The sequence below is a fragment of the [Clostridium] cellulosi genome (genome assembly GCF_036762875.1).
Taxonomy (GTDB): Bacteria; Bacillota; Clostridia; order Oscillospirales; family Ethanoligenentaceae; genus Ruminiclostridium_D; species Ruminiclostridium_D cellulosi.
The window spans coordinates 20431-41511 of the sequence record NZ_JBAIZF010000004.1; the positions used below are offsets into that span (position 1 = coordinate 20431).

Consider the following 21081-nt stretch of genomic DNA (forward strand, 5'->3'; position numbering starts at 1 on the left):
TACGCCGCGAATATCATATATTCTTGACAAATAAATAGTCAAAGGGATAAAATATAGTTTAATTGGTATACGTATTTGAAAACAGTTCTTTGGCGTAAACTATGCGATGAGAGAGTGTTGTTATGAAATATAAAGGTCGTAAAAAACTGAGCATAAAGCAAAAGGTACTTATAGCCATCTCTTCAATATTATGTCTTGTCTTGATTGCGGGACTTTGTGGCTATCTCTATTTGAACAGCATGATCAATAAAGTAAACTTCCAAAATCTCAGCTCGAATAATTCAGCGGCGCCGAACAAAGATACAACCGACAATTTTGGGAATCCGCTGATGGCCGACCGAGATGTGCTCAATGTCCTGCTGGTTGGACTGGACAACCGCGAGGATACAACTGAGGGCGGAAGATCCGACAGCATGATTATCCTTTCATTGAACCAGAAGACAAAAAGGATAATTATGACTTCAATTATGAGGGATACATATGTGCCTATCGCCGGCCATGGCAGCAACAGGCTCAACTCTGCATATTCCTTCGGCGGTATGAACCTGCTGATAAGCACTATTCAAAAGAATTTCGATATAAAAATCAACAGATACGTTACAGTTGACTTTGCTAAATTCATCAACATTGTCGACCAGCTTGGCGGGGTCGAGATTGAAGTCAGCGACAAAGAGGTACCTGTATTGAACAATTACGTCGCTGAAATCAACAGGATACAGAAAAAGCCCCTGAAGGACGGAGCCATATCCCACGGCGGCAAGCTGCTGCTCAACGGAAAGCAGGCCCTTGCCTATTCGCGTATCCGTTATGTCGGTAACGCCGATTTTGAGCGTACGCACCGCCAGCGGATTGTGCTCAATACTATCTTTAACAAACTTAAACAGCAAAACGTGCTCCAGCTTACTTCCCTTCTCAATACAATACTCCCGGAGATTACGACCGATTTGACACAAGATGAATTAAGAGGTCTTGTCTTAAATTCACTGACCTATAAGAACTATGACATAGTACAAAACCGCATCCCGATTGACGGCTCATACACAGGTAAAAAAATTAACGGCATGGATGTTCTTGTTGTTGACTTCGACAAGAATATCGAATCCTTAAAAACAGTTATTTTTGGTACAAGCTTATCGCCGAATAAACAAAGCATGTGAACTAGGAGTATCTTCCAACTATGGATATTAAAATAATAATTGCAACACACAAAAAGTTTTGGATGCCTGAAGACGAGATCTACCTCCCTCTCCATGTTGGCAAAAAAGGCAAGCCCTCCTTGGGTTATGCTGGGGATGACACAGGGGAAAATATTTCAGAGAAAAATCCAAACTACTGTGAATTGACAGGTATTTATTGGGCCTATAAGAATCTGAAAGCTGATTATATCGGTCTTGTCCATTACAGGCGGCATTTTACCACCAAACCGTTCATCATAAGACTCTTTAAGGGCAAGAAAAATTGTGTTTTAAGCGGCGCAGAAGCGTCGGAAATCCTGAAGGATTATGACATTGTTGTACCTAAAAAACGCAGATACTTTATTGAAACAAACAAATCCCACTATGACCATTGCCATCATCCGAGAGACCTTGCTGAAACAGGCAAAATTATTAAGGAAAAATATCCGGAATACGGCCCATATTTCGATAAAGTAATGAACCGCACATATGCGCACATGTTCAATATGTTCATAATGAGAAAGCCTCTTTTTGATGAATACTGTGCGTTTATCTTTGATGTGCTGGGTGAACTTGAGTCGAGGATAGACATATCAGATTACAACACATATGAGGCAAGAGTATTCGGATTTATAAGCGAGCGTCTGCTCGATGTCTTTATCGAGGCAAAAAATCTCAAATATAAAGAACTGCCGGCTATGTTTATGGAAAAGCAAAACTGGTTTATTAAGATCGGTAAATTCTTAAAAAGGAAGTTTACCGGAGGTTTATACGCCGATACCAGCAAAAATTAGATACAGCATAGCGCTATACTGCGCTAATAAAACCACATCACAATAATGTTTAACTACGTTATTGTGATGTTTATTTGGTAATAATGGATTTGGGTGATATATGCGTGCATGAGAATACGCTGAGGACGCTGCAATTAGAGGAACTTAAAATTCTCAAAGTTATTATAGATATTTGCAACAGGCATAACCTGAGATACTGCCTTATTGGCGGTACACTTCTTGGCGCCGTCAGGCACAAGGGATTTATTCCTTGGGATGACGACATAGATATTGGTATGCCCCGCCCGGACTATGAAAAATTCCTGCAACAAGCGCAAAAGGAACTTAAAGAGCCTCTCGCGGTAAAATGCTTCAAATTTACACCGAATTATAAATATAGTTTTGCCCGGGTTGACACAAGCGAAATACAGATTGAAACCAATTCAACAAACACAAAAAAGATTGAGAACCTTTGGGTTGATATTTTCCCGATCGACGCCATGCCGAACAACAAATTCTTAAGCTTCCTGCACCAGAAAAGGCTGCTATTTTTGCGCCTTATGAGCAAATATTCAGTCTTTAATGAGGTAGTCGGCCAGAATAAAAAGAACCGGCCGTGGTATGAAAAAGCGCTTATCGCGCTGGGCAACAAAATTAACCCGGACAGATTTATGGACTATAAAAAATGGTATACAAAGCTCGACAACGCCTATAAAAAGTATCCCTATGAAACAGCTGATGTAGTCGGAAATCTTTGCGGAGTATATAAAATGCACGAGCTTGTCCCGAAATCATATTTTGAGCCTTTCAAAACGCTGGAATTTGAGGGCATGACTGTTTTTGTCCCAAACGAGTATGACAAGTACCTTAAGCATATTTACGGCGACTATATGAAGCTGCCCCCAGAAGATAAAAGAGAGCAGCATTTTGCCAAAATTATATATAGAGAGGACGTGGACAAATAGTATATGAATATCGCCTTGATATTCGCGGGCGGAACTGGGCAGCGTATGAATTCAAAAACAAGGCCTAAGCAGTTCCTCGAACTCCACGGCAAACCGATCATTATTTACACTTTAGAGAATTTTGACCAACACCCTGACATCGACGCCATTGTGGTTGTATGCCTAAAAGGCTGGATAGATTATCTGAAAAAACTTCTGGCCAAATTTGCTATAACAAAGGTGACCCACATAGTTGAAGGCGGGGAAACCGGTCAGAACTCCATTTTCAATGGTCTCAAAGTCATTCATGACAATTATCCAGAAGATTCTGTTGTACTTATCCACGACGGTGTTCGTCCGCTGATCGACCAGCAGCTTATAACAGATAATATCGAATGCGTTTTGAAACATGGCAGTGCTATTTCTGTCTCACCGGCAATTGAGACTATTACTCTCAAGTCCGAGAACGGCAAAGTCGGCGAGATTATCGAGAGAAGTAAATGCGAGCTTGCCAAAGCACCCCAGAGCTTCTTCTTAAAGGATATCTACGCCGCCCATTTGAAGGCTCAGGCGGATAATTACACTGAGGCAATCGACTCGGCGACGCTTATGCGCCATTACGGGCATGAGCTTTACACCGTCCAATCATCCCCAGAAAACATCAAGATAACCACACCGTCAGATTTCTATACGTTCAGGGCGATGTTAGACGCGAGGGAAAATTCACAGATTTTCGGACTTTGATTGAGGTGTTTGACCTAATGCAAGAATTAAATTTCAGCGATAAAATAATGCTCGAAGATTTTAAAAATATAGCAAAAAGCCCTCTGCCGTGGGATAAGCTGCGCGGCGTATCATTGCTCGTTACAGGCGCAACGGGCTTGATTGGTAGTACACTTGTCAAGGCTCTTGCGTATTGTAACAGTATTGGCCTTACAGACGTAAAGATTCTTTGCCTTGTGAGAAACCGCGAGAAGGCCCTTAAGGTCTTTGAAGAAATAAAAGACGCGAATATTGAGTTTATTGTCCAGGATATATCAGAGCCGGTGTCCTATGACGGCAAGATAGATTATATTGTCCACGGCGCGTCCCAGACATCTTCAAAGATGTTCGTGACATCCCCTGTTGAGACGATAATGACTGCGGTCAACGGGACAAAAAACATGCTGGAGCTCGCCGCTGCGAAAAAGGTCAAGGGCTTTGTCTATCTCTCGTCCATGGAGGCTTACGGCGTCTTCGGCAGCGATGAGGCCCCTAAAAAAGAGACGGATATGGGTTACATCAACCCGCTTGATGTGCGCAGCAGCTATCCTGAAAGCAAGCGTATGTGCGAATCCCTCTGCAAAGCTTATCAGTCTGAAATGGGCGTTCCGGCAAGGATAGCGCGTCTTGTGCAGACATTTGGCCCCGGTGTGAGCAAATCCGACAACCGCGTCTTTGCCCAGTTTGCAAGGAGCGTCATTAACGGTGAAGATATTATCCTGCACACAAAGGGCGAGACAAAGCGCAAGTACCTTTATACAAGTGACGCTGTCACCGGTATACTGCTGTTACTGCTTAACGGCGCTGACGGTGAGGCCTACAACATTGCGAATCCCGATTCTTTTATCTCTATCTATGATATGGCGTGCCTTGTTGCCAGCCTTGATAAAACGGGCAAGGTAAAGGTAAGAATAGAAATCGAGGATATCAGCAAGTATGGGTATGCCCCGACGCTTATTATGAATCTTTCTACTGAAAAGATTGAAGCGCTGGGCTGGAAGGCAAATGTCAGCCTCAAAGATGCTTTTATCCGCATGATTGAAAGCATGAAGAATCAAGACTAAATGAAAGAGCGTGAACAAACTTTATGCCAGCCGTTAGCATAATTATGCCGGTTTATAACTCAAAAAAATATCTTGAACAAGCGGTAAAAAGTGTGACCGCTCAAACTTTCACTGATTTTGAGCTTATCTTGGTTGACGACGGTTCTACCGACGACAGCGGTACCCTGTGCGACAAATTCGCCGAACAGGACAGCCGCATCAGGGTAATCCACAAGGAAAACGGCGGCATATGCTCCGCCAGAAATGCAGGCCTTGACGCCGCTTCCGGCGATTATATCGGCTTTATCGACAACGACGACGAATATGACCCGAATATGCTTTTAGAAACGGTAAGCATAGTGGAAAAGGAGAAGGTCGACTGGGTTCGCTTTTCAAGAAAAAGGCGCACTGTCTATGAGGATGGCTCGGTAAAGGCCGATTCAAACGGCGTGGTCGGCATAGCTGCAGCGGGTGAATGTGTCGTTCTGCGCTCCGAAAAACTTTTTGAAAGTTATTGCAAACTAAAACAGTCTGGGGCGCTTTATGGCATTTGGAACGCACTGTTCCGCCGCGATATTATTGAAAAATATAACATTCGTTTTGATACAAGCGTAAGATTCGGCGGTGAGGACTGGCTGTTCAACATAGAGTATTTTACACACGTTGAAAGTGTAGCATTTCTGGGACGTGATTTATATATCTATAACCGGCGTGTTACACACAGCACTTCGACAAAATATGATTTCAATAGAATAGAAGCTGTCCTAAAGGTCGTAAAAGCTGAAAGTGAGATAATTAAAAATTTACAGCTGAAATCCTATTTTGAGGCTGTAAATTTATTTTTGTTCACAATTAACTGCTGTGAATGTGGTAAAATAATGGTACATCCGAAATGCAGCCTTTCAAGAAAGCAGAAGATCAGCATCTTTAAGCAAATCAGAGAAGAATTGCTTAGCAGCGACGCTCATATTCTTAAAAAGGCATTTAAGCTGCTGCCGCTTTCAAAGAATAAAGCTGCGTTGTCGCTTGTGCTTTATCTTCATATGTATTCCCTTTTTCTGCTTTTCTTTAAGATTAAGGCAAACCTCAAAAAAGAAATATAGCTTAAGAAAGCGCTGTTATAATCAATCCGCAATTCTAAGCCGCGCAGGCTTTAGCATTGCGGCTGTAGAATTGTTGCCTGTGGCTCAAACCATCATCTTTGAATCAATTCTGTCAATAATTCTTTTGGTCTCTGCTATACAACAGAATCTTGTTTACAGGCAAAGGATCCATATAATTACTTTAGCAAGTGGGGTATGGCATTGGCGTTTCTGTTTTTTTCAATTTTGCTGCTAATGAGTGAATTCGTCTTCTTTAAGACTAAAAAGGATATATTGTCTCCAGTATTTATCTATTTTTCAATATTCGCGCTCAGTGCGCTCGTTTTTGCTATCAATTTTTACAACTGGAATATGCCTTTTGGTGCCGATACGATGTTTATACTGCTTTTCGGCATTGCCATGTTTGGCGTTGGTTCGTTTATCGGCTATTTTACAATTAAAAGAAGTGACAGCGGACGGCTAAAAATCGAAAAATACCCGGAAGAGTCTGTTAATTATAAAGTAAAAGAAATCAATATCGGAACAAGAACCACTTTGATCATAAGTGAAATTATTGTAATAACAGATATCTGGGCAATACTTGACTCATATAGGATTTCGATTCTCGCGGGCAATGGACGCGGGCCTCTGCACATGCTGCCCTATGTCCGTTCTGCAACGCTTTATTCCACCGCGAATCTCGAGACGCCTCTTTTGCTTAAGCAGTTAAATTATATAAGCCTTGCCTTTGCTTTCTTTTATATTCTTGTTTTGGCATATGACGTCTTTTACTTAAGAAAAAAGATTAAATTAATCTATCTTCTTCCTCCCCTATGTGAAACAGTTCAGATGGTTCTGACAACCGGAAGAATCATCTTTTTGAGGGTCATCATATTCCTTCTTATTATCTCAGCCATTATGTACCGTAAGCGCTTTGGCTGGAATAAAAAGGTCATAAAGAACTTTCTGAAATACGCGATACTGGGCGGAGCCATCTTTTTTGTAATCTTCCGGCTTGCCGGTGCGCTGACTGGAAAATCGTCTAAGTTTAATTTTTATGACAACATATGCCTGTATCTCGGCGGCTCTCTGCCGGCGTTTGACGATTACCTGCACAATTTCCATAGTACCAACACCGAGTTCGGAGCGGAAACGTTTATCAATTTGCAGCGAATTCTCTACAAGCTGCATCTCGCTGACAAATACCATAACTCCGCTCTTGAATGGATGTCGGTATACGGCATGAGCTATAATACTTATACCGCTCTGCGGCGCTATTTCCACGATTTTGGTTATCCTGGTCTTGCGCTGCTTCAGGCTTTTATGGGCTTCTTTTATACACGCTTTTACCTTTTCGTTTCGCGCAAAGAAAAAGGGCTCCTTGGTCTTTTAATTTACGGATTCATTTTCTATCCGGTTATTTTGTCTTTTGACGACGACCTGTTCTTTATATCTGTTTTGTCAACAGCTACTATCACCCAGATTTTCTATCTTATATGCATTTACTGGTTCTTCATTGGCAGAAAACAGGAAACACCGGAACTGCTTAAACGACTGGGCGGTAAAATAAAAATCTTCCGCAACAGGAGAACAACAGATGCCTGAACGAAAATTAACAAGGTTTTTCAAAAACCTCGCCTATGCCTTCAGCGCTCAAGGTATTGCGTTGATTTTAAGCGCAATACAGATACTTATCATGCCGAAGTTCTTAGGCGTAAGGGAATTTTCATACTTTCAGCTGTTTATTTTCTATTCCACATATGTCGGCATATTTCACTTCGGACTCATCGACGGTATTTACTTACGAACCGGCGGCAAGCACTATCATGAGCTTGATTTTCCGCTGATAGGTTCTCAATTCTGGTATACCATTGTAGGACAAGTTCTGATAGCGCTCGGCATAATCGCATACGGCGCACTGACGCCCCATAACTCTGAAAGCCGTTTTGTCCTGTATACCACTGCGATAAACCTTATCATTACAAACGCCGTCACCTATGTTGGCTATATCTTTCAAGCGACAAACCATACGAGAAAATTCTCTATCTCCGTAATGATAAGCAAGATCTTTTTCTTAGTGTTTATCGCCGCCCTTATCATCTTCAAGCAGAAGCACTTTCAGGCGTTTACTGTTCTGTATCTTGTTGCACAATTTGCTTCGCTTGTATTCTGCATTTACACTGGCCGGCAGTTCGTGTTCGCCAAATTATTGGAGCCTTTCGAAACCCTACGGGAAATGGGTATCAATATATCCGTCGGCATCAATCTCATGCTCTCAAACTTTGCAAGTATGCTTATCTTGGGCAGTGCGCGCATAGCCATAAAACAGAGATGGGATATCGAGGCATTCGGAAAAATTTCTTTGGCCGTTTCGCTCACCAATTTCTTCTTGCTGTTTATCAGCCAGGTAAGCATGGTTTTGTTCCCGGCATTGAGACAAACTGACAGCGAAAGCATTAAAAAGTATTACCGCATTATGCGAAACGGGTTGGGCGTGCTGCTTCCGGTAATACCTCTATTCTATCTGCCTATTAGCTTCATTTTAGGGCTTTGGCTGCCAAAATATAAAGTCAGCCTTGAGTATCTTGCGCTGCTGCTGCCGCTCTGTATCTTTGACGGCAAAATGCAAATGTTGTGTAATACATACCTTAAAGTGCTCAGAAAAGAAAGGGTAATACTTTTTATTAATTTCCTCTCCGTTGTACTGAGCATTATCTTATCCGCTATAGGAGCTTTAGTTATCCAAAATATATCCGCCATTGTCATATTCATGTCAACTGCGGTTGCTTTCAGAAGCGTAATTGCTGAGCTGTATCTCTCACGATTGATGAACATAAACGCCGCTAAAAACCTTATCGGAGAAATACTGATTGCGTCACTCTTTATCGTGTTGTCGCTGTGTACCGGCAAGATTGAGGCATTTTTGATTTATCTGGCGGCATATGCCGTATATATCTTCATTTGGCGTAAAAGCGCTAAAAGCACATTCCTCTCGTTTAAAGGCATTTTAAAGCACTGAAAAACCGACAGGCTGTTTCATAATACTGAAACAGCCTGTTTTTTAATGCTCAACCAAGGCTTTAACCGGAACTTCTATCTTTCTCGACTCGTCATTAAGGTAATGAATTGTGCAGGTGTGTTTTGCCTCATTTACACTCTCCATATAGACTGCTGCCCCGCCATAAGTCACATGAGCCATTACCGGAGAATTCACTATCTCCTTTGCCCTCTTTTTATCCATGCTAACACCTCCCAAATTAGTATTTACTCGCAACAGCACTTTTATCTTACGTTTTTGATATTGCCACATAAAAAGCCCGCACGGCTTTTAAGCCGTGCGGGTTTTGCTGCGTATAAGCTCAATAGTTACCCCTTGTATTTAGGAATGATAAACTCTATTTGTTTGCCGACAAATATATATTCATACTGTTTGATAATATTGCTTATCTTCATAGCCCAATCCAAAGGATCGTTTTCAGTGTAGCCATCCGTAGCATATTGGTGTTCAGTATTTCTTTTAAAGTTATACCTTTCAGGATTCCACTTCATTTCATAAAGGGTATCCTGTTCGTACGGATATGGTGTCAAGCCGCAATTGACATAATTTTCAGATATAAATTTTGCACCGCCAAAGATGGCTTTTCTGACAGTATCCCATTCATAATCAACGGCACAATCATATGCGCTTTCAGTGTGACCGTCAAAGGCACAGATTCCAAATAAATTATGATACGTTTTTCCGTTTCTCTCGAAACTTGACATCTTTGATGTTCCGTTGCCTGTTTCAAGCCTTGCATGGGCTATAAGATAGACAGGATTGATCTTATATTCTTTAGCAGCGTCTATGAAATCCTGTGCGTGGCCTTCCAGCACACCGCAGCCTTTGAGCATCGGTTCAAGTTCACTTGCTGTATAGCCCTCCCAGCATTTCAACGACAGGAACTCATATAAACCGCCATTTGCTAGAACCTTATTCGGGTCAATGTTGTCCGTTGTGGCACCGGTACTTACATTAATTATTTCCTGGACAGTGGCGTCGATGTTAACATATTTGACAGTGCCAAACATTTTAAATGTTCTGTTGATAATACACTTATCATTTCCCTGTTTGTCAACAAGAACTGCTTTGATTGTATGCGTTCCTGCCGTTATTTTATCTGCGCTTATAGTGTAAGAAAATCCGCTGTGCTCAAGGTCGGCATAACCGTCGCCTGTGAACTTAACAATTAAGTCATAGCGCTTCGTCATGCTGCTGTTAGATACAGAGGCCAACTTATCGCCATCCATGTAGATATCAACTTTTTCGACACCATAATGGCTCATGGCCCAGCCGCCAACAGTTACATCCCCATAATATGTACCATTTGGATACTCAAGCCAAATCCTGTTCTCAGGGATTTTAATGGTGGTCTCGTTTGACCAAATGGAATTGCCACTGTTGTCGATTTCCTTGACTTTGACCTTATGCGTCCCTATTGACAGATTAGCTGTACTGAAAGTATAGGAAAATCCGCTGTGGTCAAGACCAGTGTATCCGTCTTTTGTGAACTTAACTATTAAGTCATCACGCTTCGTCATGCTGCTGCTCGGCACAGAGCCAACAATTTTATCATCCACATAGATTTCGACGCTTTTGACGCCAAAATGGCTCATGGCCCAGCCGGACACAGTCGCTACAGTCGTCCCGTTGTTTGCAAGGCTCGCAGTCTCAACCCACATCCTATTTTCAGGGATCTTAATGCTGGTCTCGTTTGACCAAATGGAATTGCCACTGTTGTCGATCTCTTTGACTTTGATCTTATGCGTCCCTATCGACAGCTCCTTAGTGCTGAAAGTGTAGGAAAAGCCGCTGTGGTCAAGACCAGTGTATCCGTCCTTAGTAAACTTATTGATTAAGTCATCACGCTTCGTCATGCTGCTGCTCGGCACAGAGCCAACAATTTTATCATCCACATAGATTTCGACGCTTTTGACGCCAAAATGGCTCATGGCCCAGCCGGATACAGTTGCTTCAGTCTTCCCGTTTGCAATGCTCGAGGTTTCGACCCACATCCTATTTTCGGGGATCTTAATGCTTCTCTCGTTTGACCATATAGTATCGCCGAATTTATCAGTTACCTTGACTTTAATCTTATGAGTCCCAATCGACAGCCCATTAGTGCTGAGAGTGTATGTAAAGCCACTGTGATCAAGATCGTCGTAACCATCCTTGGCGAACTTATTTATTAAGTCAGAACGCTTAGTCATTTCGCTGTTCGATACAGAGCCAACCCTTTTATCGTCTACGTAGATTTCAACGCTTTCGACGCCGTATGGGCTCATAGCCCAGCCGGATACAGTCGCTTCAGTTTTTCCGATGTTTATACTGTCTGGGGTCTCAAGCCAAACTTTATCTGGCGGAAGATCCACTGCAAATGTTCTGGTATTTGAGCGCAGCACTCCTCCTTCGTTGTCAATCAGCTCCACTTGTATATTGTGGTTGCCTCTTGACAGTTGGCTTTTACTGACAGTATATGAAAAACCGCTGTGATCAAGATCGATATAACCGTCTTTGCCAAACTTATTGACTATATCATCACGCTTTGTCATGGCGCTGTTCGGTATTGAATCAATCTTTTTGCCGTCCAAATAGATATCAATACTTTTGACGCCATAGAAACTTATAGCCCAACCGACAACAGGTATATCCCCGTTATATGTACCATCCGGATACTCAAGCCAAATCCTATTTGAAGGAATTGAACTTGCAGCCAAAACGACGTTGTTTGACTTATTGGTTATTCCACTTGTTAACGGATGGTCTTGGGTGCCAAAAATAATATATGCCCCTGAAAATGCTGTAGCTAATGCTAAAAACAGCACATATTTGCCAAATTTCTTCCTCATAATTAACCTCCTATTGTTGTCTATTCTTTTTCCCTCCTTTTCAATGAATTTGGTTTTTGGGAATGTCTGATTTGCATTTAAAAACACAAATCATAATTTCCCAAAAACTCTGCTTTTAATTATACAATGGAATCGACAGGTTTCCAAGTATTCATCCCTTTTTTTCATATAGCGGGAAAATTTTTATACAATCCGTCGAATCATGTTGAATAAAAAGGAATCCTTCCATGCAACAAAGACTTACTGACATACTTGCAACGACAATTTTTTGAGTTTTTTCGCCTCTCCGGCAATGTCTTTTGCCGAAATCAGTGCAGAAACAACAGCGATTCCGTTAATACCTATCCCATCAAATGACGTCACGTTTTTTGCATTGATGCCACCGATGGCCACAATAGGCAGCCGGACGCCGGCCCTTATCCTTTTTAATTCCTCCATTGAAACAATATCTGCATCCTTTTTTGTCCCCGTAGCAAATATCGCCCCTACTCCTATGTAATCGGCTCCATCCTCCTGCGCCTTTACCGCCTCTTGCAAATTTGAAACCGAAACGCCTAATATCTTTTCGTCACCGATTATAGAGCGGACTATCCGCGCGGGAATATCCTCTTGACCGACATGGACACCTGCAGCGTCAACCGCCAAAGCGATATCGAGACGGTCATTGATAATTAACGGGATATTGCGGGCGTCGGTAATGCGCTTTATTCTTTTTGCTATATTGTAAAAATCCAAAGATGAAGCCGTTTTCTCCCGTAGTTGTATAAGCGTTGCGCCGCCTTCAATCGCCTGCTCGACTGCTTCTTCCAGTGTCGGCGTGCTCATAAGCGTCCTATCAGTAACCAAATAGAGTCTGTAGTCAATCTCTGGTTTCATAAATCTTCGCCCTTTCCATTAATGTTTCGGCGTCCATGAGGCTTACAGCATCAATAATTGCTATGTGAAAACTGCCGGTCCCTACTTTGCCGGCCTTTTCTTCTGCAATTTCGCCTGCTATGCCCATACATAGCGCACCGCCGGCCGCCGCAACCATCGGGTCTTTCGTAACTCCGCTGAAAGCCCCCACAAGTGAAGTACACATACATCCCGTTCCTGTCACGCTGGCAAGCAGCCTTGTGCCGTTTTTAATCATAATAGTTCGGTGCCCGTCTGATATGATATCCGTTTCACCTGTGGCTGCCACTGTACAGCCATATTTTCGCGCTGCTGTCTTTACAATGGTGCAGGCAGCTTCAAGCCCGCTGCTCATATCTGCGTCTGAAGCGTCAACACCTTTTGTTGAAGCTTCAAACCCTGCGATATACCGTATCTCCGATATATTACCCCGCAGGACACTAATTTTTACCTCATGCAAAATGCGTTCCACCGTCTGGTTCCGCAATTTCGAAGCCCCTACTCCTACCGGATCAAGCACAACAGGAATTTTAAGTTCATTGGCCTTTTTCCCTGCGGCAAGCATGGACTGAATTGTTTGCTCTGCCAACGTACCGGTATTTAGCACAAGGGCTGAAGAAATTGATGTAATCTCCGCTGACTCTCTGATATCATCGGCCATGATCGGAGATGCACCAATTGCCAGCGTTATATTGGCACAGTCGTTGACCGTGACATAATTTGTGATATGATTGACCAGCGGCTTTTGTGAGCGCACCGCTTTCAGCGCATCTCCGATTTTTTCAACCCATTCTCTTTCCATTACAGTACCTCCTGCCCTTCTTTCCTTTCTTGCCTTTGCCCGCGCAATTCAATATTTCTACATCCACCCAATACCTTGTTCATAGTATTTACAGCGCACATTTTGCCGCACATGGAGCAACTATGCCTGTCCTTCGGCGGAACGCTTTCGAAATATGCCCGCGCCTTCTCACCGTCGATAGAAAGCCGGAATATCTCCTCCCAATCAAGCTTTCTGCGGGCTTCGCTGATTTTAAAGTCGGCTTCGCGAGCGCCCCTTACTCCCTTAGCAATGTCAGCGGCGTGCGCCGCAATGCGGGAAGCGATAATCCCTTCTTTGACGTCATCGAGATCAGGCAGGCGCAGATGCTCGGCAGGCGTCACATAACACAAAAAGTCTGCGCCGTTTGCCGCCGCAATCGCACCGCCGATAGCCGCCGTAATATGGTCATAACCGGGCGCGATATCCGTGACAAGCGGCCCGAGGACATAGTATGGGGCACCGTGGCAAAGACGCTTCTCGAGTTTCATGTTGGCGGCTATCTCATCCAATGCCATGTGTCCCGGCCCTTCCACCAAGACCTGCACGCCGCGTTCCCATGCCCGGAGCGTCAGATTCCCTATTTCGGTGAGCTCGGCGATCTGTGAAGCGTCTGTTGAATCCGCTATGCTGCCGGGGCGGAGTGCGTCACCTAAACTGATGGTCACGTCGTATTCCCGAAGTATATCGAGAAGTTCATCGTAATGCTCATAAAAAGGATTTTCATTGCCTGTCAGCTTCATCCACGCGAACAGTAGAGATCCGCCGCGTGACACGATATTCATTTGTCGTCCCTCCCGCAGGAATACCTCTACAGACCGGCGGTTAAGGCCGGCATGGATTGTCATAAAGTCCACTCCCGACTCTGCGTGAATGCGCACAATGTTCAGAAAATCCTGCGCGGTGATATCCTTTAATTCTTTTTCAAAATATCCGATGGCGTCATAAACGGGAACAGTGCCGATCATCGCCGGGGATGTCTCAATCAGCTTTTGGCGAAATTCCTGCGTTTTGCCATAGTTGCTGAGGTCCATAATCGCTTCTGCGCCGAACTTCTCTGCGAGCCTTACCTTTTCCATTTCCCTTTCATAGTCGGCACAGTCGCCGGAAATACCGAGGTTCACGTTGATTTTTGTCCGCAGGCCGCTGCCTATGCCATGGGGATGCAGGGCTGTGTGCCGGATATTTGCCGGAATTGCCACTTTGCCGGACGCTACGAGCTGCATCAATTCCTTTTCTTCAATGCCTTCATCTGCTGCCACCTGGGCAAGCTCTTTGGTGACATAACCGTTTCGGGCCGCCTCCATCTGTGTTTTATATTTCATTTGACAGTTCCTCCCTTTGTAATCCGTTTCTATATAGATCATAAAAATGATGAGTGGGGCCGCAGCCTTTGCCGATTGGAAGAGCATGCCGAATAGCGGTGGTGACATATTCTTTCGCTCTTTTGACCGCCTCTTCCAGATTAAAGCCCAGGGCAAGATTAGAAGCAATAGCGGAGGAATATGTGCAGCCTGTGCCGTGGGTGTTTTTAGTGTCAATGCGCTTCGCACTGAAATGGGTAAACTTATTGCCGTCAAAAAGAATGTCCAAAGCATCGCCCTTTGCATGGCCTCCCTTTACCAACACAGCCTTTGCACCCATCGCCGCTATCTTTTCGGCGGCATGTTCCATATCCCTGTCGCTTTGAATCTTCATTCCAGTAATCATTTCAGCTTCCGGAATATTTGGAGTCAGCAGGTCCGCCAAAGGCAATATCTCTCTGATGAGGGTATCAACTGAATCCGGCTGCATAAGGGGGCAGCCGTTTTTCGCAGCCATAACTGGGTCAATCACTACATTTCGGGGCTTATACTCCCTGAGTTTGCGCGCTACCGCTTCCATGCAAGCGGATTGAGACAGCATGCCCACCTTGACGGCATCGACACCGATATCCTCAAAAACAGCATCAATCTGGTTTTCAATTGCCTCCGGCGAAAGGTCATAAGCTCTGATGACGCGGAAAGTGTTTTCCGCGACCACAGATACTATTACACTCATGCCATAAACGCCATGTGCAGCAAAGGTTTTAAGGTCGGCTTGAACGCCTGCACCGCCGCTGCAATCAGAACCTGCAATCGTCAAAACTTTTTTCATTTCTATCACCTTTCCTTTAATAAAAAAGTGCTTTCCTCTGCGGAAAGCACTCTAACATCACTCAATAATGCCTGCTTCCCTACGCCAGTGTTAACTGACAGGTTCAATGGGTCAGGTTCTACCTTCTCAACTCTTCCGAGTCCCCCCGCAGTTTGCCTTTATTCAATTTTATTTGGGTAATAAAAAAGTGCTTTCCTCTGCGGAAAGCACTCTGACATCATCTTAATAATGCCTGCTTCCCTACACCAGTGTTAACTGACAGGTTCAATGGGTCAGGTTCTACCTTCTCAACTCTTCCGAGTCCCCCCGCAGTTTGCCTTTATTCAATTTTATTTGGGTAATAAAAAAGCGCTCTCCTCCGCGGAAAGCACTCTGACATCATCTTAATAATGCCTGCTTCCCTACACCAGTGTTAACTGACAGGTTCAATGGGTCAGGTTCTACCTTCTCAACTCTTTCGAGTCCCCCCGCAGTTTATTTGAGTATAACATTTCAAAGCAAGGAAGTCAATTGTTTTGGCTTATCACGCATATACATCAAGAGAAATATGTTATATTTCAACAAAATTTCGGTGTCATCAGACAATATCACTAATTTTATGAATAAACACACTGTATATTTATTCAACATTTTACTTAGCATTTATTGTTTATACAACAGATTTTTGCTATACTAATTAAAAAATCAAGGTGGAGCCAATGAAAGGAATCTTTTCTGTTAAACCAATTTCCGATCTTTTAAATGAGACAAAAAGTGAGAAATCCCTCAAAAAGGTACTGAGCCCATTTGAACTGATAATGTTCGGAATAGGGGCAATTGTCGGCACTGGCATATTTGTAATTACTGGTCTGGCGGCGGCTAATTATTCCGGGCCGGCTCTTTTTATCTCTTTCATTTTAGCCGCTATCGTCTGCGGACTGGCAGCATTGACATACGCAGAGTTTGCTTCTTCCGTGCCAGTTTCCGGAAGCGCATACACTTATGCTTATGTTTCGCTTGGCGAAATATGGGCCTGGATAATCGGCTGGGACCTGATACTTGAGTATACCGTCGCAATCGGCTCTGTAGCTATAGGTTGGTCGGGATATATCACGCAGCTTCTCTCAAATATCGGAATAAACCTGCCTGCAGCTCTTGTAAATCCACCAGCGGCAGGCGGCATAGTAAACCTGCCGGCAATAATTATCATTGTGCTGATTTCGCTTTTGCTTATGGCCGGAGCAAATCAAAGCGCAATGGTCAACAATATTATTGTCATTATAAAAGTAGGTGTAATCCTGCTGTTTATATTGCTGGCTGCACCCCATGTCAAAGCCGCCAATTGGCATCCATTTATGCCTTACGGTACAAGTGGGGTTTTGCACGGTGCCGCTTATGTATTTTACGCCTTCCTTGGATTTGACGCGGTTTCAACTACAGCCGAGGAAGTAAAAAGACCGCAAAAAGACCTTCCTAAAGGCATTATTGGCTCACTTTTAATATGCACTCTGCTTTACATTGGGGTTTCAGTAGTTTTAACTGGTGTTGTCCCATACTATAAGTTTAAAGATTCTTCGGCACCTGTCGCCTTTGCGCTTGAGCAAATCGGCATCAATTGGGGATCATCCCTTGTTTCCGTCGGCGCAATATGCGGTATCACATCCGTCCTGCTGGTCATGTCATACGGTGGAACAAGAATTATTTTCGCCATGTCAAGAGACGGCCTGCTGCCGGAACCTCTGGGCAGGGTCAACCGTAAAACAAAAACACCTATCCTGAGCACAATTATCGTCTGTGTTATTACCGCTTCTATCGCCGGTTTCTTCCCGCTCGATGTAGTGTCTGAGCTTACAAATATAGGTACGCTTGCAGCTTTTGTTATTGTCGCAATCGGTATCATCGTACTGAGAAAGAAAAGGCCAGACCTCAAGCGCTCCTTTAAGTGCCCCTTTGTTCCTGTGTTGCCCATAATCTCCGCAGTCTTATGTATTGGCCTTGCACTTCTGCTTAACAATATAACAAAACTGCGTTTCGTAATTTGGCTCGCCTTAGGACTATTGATATACTTCTTATATGGACGCAAACACAGCCTATTGGCAAAAGAAATAGCTGAAAATGAAAGCCAGTAATCGGTAGTATTTCTTTCTGCCTAAATTGATAAAATGGGGTAAGTATCTTGCCCCGAGAATGTATAGTAATTTGGCCCATCCAAAAGGATGGGCCAAATTTATGTAAACATAAAATCTTATTTCGGGCACCAAACATTACGCGCAGATACCTTTGGAGAATAGCCCTTGATTTTCTTAAACGTACGTTTAAACGTTTCTGTACTGCTGAAACCGGTCTTATTTGCAACCTCGCTTATCGAATAATTCTGGCTAAGTAGCTGTTCGGCTTTTTTAATACGAAATTCGTTCAGATATTGGTGGAATCTCTTCTTGGTAATCGTTTTAAAAAGGCGCGAGAAATAGTATTCACTGAATCCAACCGCTTTTGCGATATCCTTGAGATGAATGTCATGACAATAATTTTTCTCAATATACTCAAATGACTTATTGATTTTTTCAAGTCCCGAAACGATATTTTCATCTTTCTCCCGAACTTTTGTTTTTGAGTCAAAATCCTTACAGAAAGACAATAGTATGTCGATTGAACGGGCGGCATAATAGAGCGGGCTCATAAACGTATGGTTTTGGCTTTCCTTTACCATATTTAATATCTCTTTTTCAATTTTAGAATGTAGAGGGTTATTCTCAGAAGTAATCAGCTTTACATCGCACAATTTAGAGCGTACGCAGTCAATCGTATCAAACGGGCTGAGGCTTGAAAGTTCGAAATTGATAAAGACCCCTCTGCCTTGGCCTATTTCATTTTTGAATTCGTGAATACAGCCACCCGGCAGGAAAAGAATATTTCTCTCTCGTAAAAAGTAGGCCGCTGAATCTGCCAAAACAGTAAAACTGTGCTTTAGCACATATATGATCTCTATCGCTGTGTGCCAATGTGCCGGATAGTTAAAGTCAATATCTTGATTCAGCAGTCTAAATGGAAACTTTTCTTCAAAAATTTCTTTCTCATGAAGCCCCTCTATTTTCATATAGCCACCTTCTCTTCAACTGCATGTTTAAGCCAGCATTTAGACCTAAAAATGTTGAAAGAAGTTATTTAATGATGCCAATTAAGATTATTATGATTTTCTCACAATAATCAACGGCAGATTCAATTCTGAAGCTTGCGGAATTCGGTTGGTGAACATCCCTTAACGCAGCGGAAAATTCGCTCAAAGGATGCGACGCTTCCAAAGCCCGCAGCGTATGCGGTTTCGGAAATTGAATACCCACAGGAGGTCAATAAATACTCGGCCTTTTTTACCCGGTATTCGTTGAGATATTGATGAAAACTGACCTCGGTAACTTCCTTGAAAAACCGGGAAAAATAACATTCGCTGTATCCTGCGGCGTTTGCTGCATCCTTCAGCCGAATATTTTCATTATAATGGTTATGTATAAATTCAATAGACTTTCTGATTTTTTCAAAAGCCAAGATTTTATCTTTTCCGCTCGCCTTAGTCTTGTTTAAATTCGAATTTTTGCAGAGCATGAAAATAATATCCATAAGTCTGGCGGTATAATACAGTTTACTCATTTCCGTCTCTGAATTATGCTCTGAAACTATTTTCAAAATCTCTTCTTTAACATTATCATAAACAGCACTTGACTCAGGAGTAATTTTCTGAATATCACTCAAAAGACTCTGGTCTAAACTATTCATTCCCAGTGAATTGAATTGTATAAGTTCAAAATTAATAAAAACGCGTTTTCCTGTCGGCGGTTCATCACAAAATTCGTGAATTTGCCCGCCCGGTATAAACAAAATGTCCCCTTCGTTTAAGTTATACGTTTGGGAATTGACTATCACGGAAAAACTATTTTTTACCACATAGATAAGCTCACAGGCGTTGTGCCAATGGGCAGGGTAAGTAAAATTTTGTTCATGATTGATTAAGAGCCGAAACGGAAATCTCGGCTCAAATAATTTCTTCTCATGAAGTCCCTCTATTATCATAATGTTCCTCTATATACAAATATAATTTCCTTTTAATATAACATATTACTAAAAGTTTGTAAACTTCGATGACTCGGTTTGTCCTTCCACACTTTATACAGATAGTATTAGTCCAAACCATCAGTCATCGCGTCGTTTGAATGGGTCGGAAAAATCCGACCTGTACCTATCAGAATATAATGTCAACCGTATCGGACTTTTTATCCAAAACAAATTGTTTCTTTTGTCCCATACATGAGATCTCATATTCACCCAAGAACCCAGTAAACGGGATAATGCCCGATTCGTCTGCCGCGGTATTTAAAGGCGGTGTCCACCATTCATCCTTTATAAGCTTTTTAAGTTCCTCATAAGCGGGCTTGATGGAACCGTCACTGCGGAGCAGACCGGACGGCGCGCCAAGCCATTGGCCGTCCTTAAAATCCCACCAAGTGATTGACTCAACCATAGGATGCGCAAACAATGTCTTATAATGCTGCACTACTTCCCTTGCCTGACGCTCTTCACCTTCCGGTGTAGTTGGCCAATCATCCGGCTGGTAATCATTAAGATCCTCAATTTCGGGCGGCATAAGATGGCCTGACACTATACTATTTTCTGTAAAGTGTAATGGCAGCTTAAAATGCGAAAAACGTTCCAGAACTTTGAGCGTTTTTTCGACGCCCCAGTATCCCTGATGCATATGAGACTGGATTCCGATTGCGGATATAGGAATTCCGGCTTCCAGACAGCCATCTATTAAAATCTCATAGGCGGTCGTCGTGTTAAAGTCATTGATTATCAATGTTGCTGACGGATTGGCTCCGAACGCAGCGGCAAACATTTCTTTGACAGTGCGGATGCGCCCCAAATCTTTGCAGAGCCGGGTAATGCCATTGTCATACTTATCGAAGATAGGCATAATGACGACTTCGTTAATCACATCCCACTTGTCAATCAATCCCGCGAAATCCCTTACCTCTCTGGTTATTCGATTCAACTGCGCCGCCAGTATATCGTCGTTGCTCATGTCCAAAAGCCAAGGCGCGGTTTCAGTATGCCAGCAGAGCGGATGCCCTTTGACTGTGCATCCGTTAGATATCAGCCACCGGGCTGCTTTTTTTAACTCTTCAGTTGCCGGCTTTCCTTTTACCGGCTCAAACCTACCCCAATAAAATGGCAACGTAACGTAATTGAAAAGCTCGAAGAATTTTTCATATCTTGCTTCAGCTTTTTCGTGTTCTTCTTTGCTTAATTTCCCATTTGCCAACAGAACCGAATCAAATCCGGCACAGCCAAACAAAAATTGATGTTTTATCTGTGATATTTTTACCTCTGCACCGCGCAAAGGCGATCCGTCTTTTTTCTTCAGCCTAAGCTTTTTTGTGGCAATTCTGTGCTCATATTCTTTTTTTATCATTCGGATTTCCCCTTAGCATTAATTAGTGGTTTACTATATTTTAAACCATAAGTCCATAGAGCAAAAGTCCCGGTACAACTTTCGGCCGGGACTTCTACTCATTGGGTAAGTTTTTAGGGAGAA

18 protein-coding genes and 1 riboswitch are annotated in these 21081 nt (G+C 43.0%); of the genes, 9 read left to right on the top strand and 9 right to left on the bottom strand.

From position 1 onward, the window contains the following. Positions 1-122 precede the first annotated feature (122 nt). The 8 genes from V6C21_RS01585 (at position 123) to V6C21_RS01620 (ending at position 8798) form a co-directional block, all read left to right on the top strand. Positions 123-1157, top strand: coding sequence for an LCP family glycopolymer transferase (locus tag V6C21_RS01585; protein ID WP_051492565.1), 1035 nt, complete (start codon positions 123-125; stop codon positions 1155-1157). A 20-nt stretch (positions 1158-1177) separates the two neighbouring features. Continuing rightward, complete coding sequence (locus V6C21_RS01590; RefSeq protein WP_479268166.1) at positions 1178-1969, top strand: DUF4422 domain-containing protein; 792 nt, start codon at positions 1178-1180, stop codon at positions 1967-1969. 89 nt (positions 1970-2058) lie between these two features. After that, complete coding sequence (locus tag V6C21_RS01595; protein WP_479268167.1) at positions 2059-2913, top strand: LicD family protein; 855 nt, start codon at positions 2059-2061, stop codon at positions 2911-2913. 3 nt (positions 2914-2916) lie between these two features. After that, positions 2917-3636: a 2-C-methyl-D-erythritol 4-phosphate cytidylyltransferase gene (gene ispD, locus V6C21_RS01600; protein ID WP_034842553.1), complete on the top strand. Its 720-nt coding sequence runs from the start codon at positions 2917-2919 to the stop codon at positions 3634-3636. Between the two features lie 17 nt (positions 3637-3653). Beyond that, entirely contained in the window at positions 3654-4718 is a 1065-nt protein-coding gene (locus V6C21_RS01605; RefSeq protein WP_479268168.1) for an NAD-dependent epimerase/dehydratase family protein, read from the top strand. Positions 4719-4741: 23 nt separating this feature from the next. After that, positions 4742-5800 carry a glycosyltransferase family 2 protein gene (locus tag V6C21_RS01610; protein ID WP_479268169.1) on the top strand — a complete coding sequence of 353 codons (1059 nt, stop codon included), beginning with the start codon at positions 4742-4744 and terminating at the stop codon, positions 5798-5800. Between the two features lie 234 nt (positions 5801-6034). Next, complete coding sequence (locus V6C21_RS01615; protein WP_479268170.1) at positions 6035-7384, top strand: O-antigen polymerase; 1350 nt, start codon at positions 6035-6037, stop codon at positions 7382-7384. Then, on the top strand, positions 7377-8798 hold the full coding sequence (locus V6C21_RS01620) for an MATE family efflux transporter (RefSeq protein WP_479268171.1): 1422 nt from the start codon (positions 7377-7379) through the stop codon (positions 8796-8798). Before V6C21_RS01615 ends, V6C21_RS01620 begins: the two co-directional genes overlap by 8 nt. A gap of 42 nt (positions 8799-8840) precedes the next feature. Here V6C21_RS01620 and V6C21_RS01625 read toward each other — a convergent pair whose 3' ends face one another. The 6 genes from V6C21_RS01625 to thiD form a co-directional block, all read right to left on the bottom strand. After that, positions 8841-9020 carry an H-type small acid-soluble spore protein gene (locus tag V6C21_RS01625; RefSeq protein WP_479268172.1) on the bottom strand — a complete coding sequence of 60 codons (180 nt, stop codon included), beginning with the start codon at positions 9018-9020 and terminating at the stop codon, positions 8841-8843. A 125-nt stretch (positions 9021-9145) separates the two neighbouring features. Next, positions 9146-11665: a glucosaminidase domain-containing protein gene (locus tag V6C21_RS01630; protein WP_479268173.1), complete on the bottom strand. Its 2520-nt coding sequence runs from the start codon at positions 11663-11665 to the stop codon at positions 9146-9148. A gap of 240 nt (positions 11666-11905) precedes the next feature. Beyond that, complete coding sequence (thiE, locus tag V6C21_RS01635; protein ID WP_034844367.1) at positions 11906-12541, bottom strand: thiamine phosphate synthase; 636 nt, start codon at positions 12539-12541, stop codon at positions 11906-11908. Then, positions 12525-13361 carry a hydroxyethylthiazole kinase gene (gene thiM / locus V6C21_RS01640; protein ID WP_034844369.1) on the bottom strand — a complete coding sequence of 279 codons (837 nt, stop codon included), beginning with the start codon at positions 13359-13361 and terminating at the stop codon, positions 12525-12527. The genes thiE and thiM overlap by 17 nt, the downstream gene beginning before the upstream one ends. Then, positions 13361-14704 carry a phosphomethylpyrimidine synthase ThiC gene (gene thiC / locus V6C21_RS01645; protein WP_034844371.1) on the bottom strand — a complete coding sequence of 448 codons (1344 nt, stop codon included), beginning with the start codon at positions 14702-14704 and terminating at the stop codon, positions 13361-13363. The genes thiM and thiC overlap by 1 nt, the downstream gene beginning before the upstream one ends. Continuing rightward, the gene (gene thiD / locus V6C21_RS01650) at positions 14694-15515 is read right to left on the bottom strand and encodes a bifunctional hydroxymethylpyrimidine kinase/phosphomethylpyrimidine kinase (protein ID WP_034844373.1); all 822 of its coding nucleotides are present in this window, start codon (positions 15513-15515) and stop codon (positions 14694-14696) included. Before thiD ends, thiC begins: the two co-directional genes overlap by 11 nt. 58 nt (positions 15516-15573) lie before the next feature. Continuing rightward, positions 15574-15672, bottom strand: a riboswitch (TPP riboswitch). A gap of 541 nt (positions 15673-16213) precedes the next feature. Here thiD and V6C21_RS01655 point away from each other — a divergent pair. Further along, on the top strand, positions 16214-17623 hold the full coding sequence (locus V6C21_RS01655) for an amino acid permease (RefSeq protein ID WP_034841660.1): 1410 nt from the start codon (positions 16214-16216) through the stop codon (positions 17621-17623). 116 nt (positions 17624-17739) lie between these two features. Here the strand turns inward: V6C21_RS01655 and V6C21_RS01660 are convergent, their stop codons facing one another. The 3 genes from V6C21_RS01660 to V6C21_RS01670 form a co-directional block, all read right to left on the bottom strand. Next, entirely contained in the window at positions 17740-18591 is an 852-nt protein-coding gene (locus V6C21_RS01660; protein WP_479268174.1) for an AraC family transcriptional regulator, read from the bottom strand. Positions 18592-18713: 122 nt separating this feature from the next. Continuing rightward, positions 18714-19559, bottom strand: a complete 846-nt coding sequence (locus V6C21_RS01665) for an AraC family transcriptional regulator (RefSeq protein ID WP_034841662.1) — start codon at positions 19557-19559, stop codon at positions 18714-18716. A gap of 169 nt (positions 19560-19728) precedes the next feature. Continuing rightward, positions 19729-20958 (bottom strand): endo-1,4-beta-xylanase, encoded by a 1230-nt coding sequence (locus V6C21_RS01670; protein WP_479268175.1) that lies wholly within the window; start codon positions 20956-20958, stop codon positions 19729-19731. Positions 20959-21081 lie beyond the last annotated feature (123 nt).

Coding starts and splice junctions, on each gene's coding strand:
- V6C21_RS01585 (WP_051492565.1), top strand. CDS start 123: ATGAAATATAAAGGTCGTAAAAAACTGAGCATAAAGCAAAAGGTACTT.
- V6C21_RS01590 (WP_479268166.1), top strand. CDS start 1,178: ATGGATATTAAAATAATAATTGCAACACACAAAAAGTTTTGGATGCCT.
- ispD (WP_034842553.1), top strand. CDS start 2,917: ATGAATATCGCCTTGATATTCGCGGGCGGAACTGGGCAGCGTATGAAT.
- V6C21_RS01605 (WP_479268168.1), top strand. CDS start 3,654: ATGCAAGAATTAAATTTCAGCGATAAAATAATGCTCGAAGATTTTAAA.
- V6C21_RS01610 (WP_479268169.1), top strand. CDS start 4,742: ATGCCAGCCGTTAGCATAATTATGCCGGTTTATAACTCAAAAAAATAT.
- V6C21_RS01615 (WP_479268170.1), top strand. CDS start 6,035: ATGAGTGAATTCGTCTTCTTTAAGACTAAAAAGGATATATTGTCTCCA.
- V6C21_RS01620 (WP_479268171.1), top strand. CDS start 7,377: ATGCCTGAACGAAAATTAACAAGGTTTTTCAAAAACCTCGCCTATGCC.
- V6C21_RS01625 (WP_479268172.1), bottom strand. CDS start 9,020: ATGGATAAAAAGAGGGCAAAGGAGATAGTGAATTCTCCGGTAATGGCT.
- V6C21_RS01630 (WP_479268173.1), bottom strand. CDS start 11,665: ATGAGGAAGAAATTTGGCAAATATGTGCTGTTTTTAGCATTAGCTACA.
- thiE (WP_034844367.1), bottom strand. CDS start 12,541: ATGAAACCAGAGATTGACTACAGACTCTATTTGGTTACTGATAGGACG.
- thiM (WP_034844369.1), bottom strand. CDS start 13,361: ATGGAAAGAGAATGGGTTGAAAAAATCGGAGATGCGCTGAAAGCGGTG.
- thiC (WP_034844371.1), bottom strand. CDS start 14,704: ATGAAATATAAAACACAGATGGAGGCGGCCCGAAACGGTTATGTCACC.
- thiD (WP_034844373.1), bottom strand. CDS start 15,515: ATGAAAAAAGTTTTGACGATTGCAGGTTCTGATTGCAGCGGCGGTGCA.
- V6C21_RS01655 (WP_034841660.1), top strand. CDS start 16,214: ATGAAAGGAATCTTTTCTGTTAAACCAATTTCCGATCTTTTAAATGAG.
- V6C21_RS01660 (WP_479268174.1), bottom strand. CDS start 18,591: ATGAAAATAGAGGGGCTTCATGAGAAAGAAATTTTTGAAGAAAAGTTT.
- V6C21_RS01665 (WP_034841662.1), bottom strand. CDS start 19,559: ATGATAATAGAGGGACTTCATGAGAAGAAATTATTTGAGCCGAGATTT.
- V6C21_RS01670 (WP_479268175.1), bottom strand. CDS start 20,958: ATGATAAAAAAAGAATATGAGCACAGAATTGCCACAAAAAAGCTTAGG.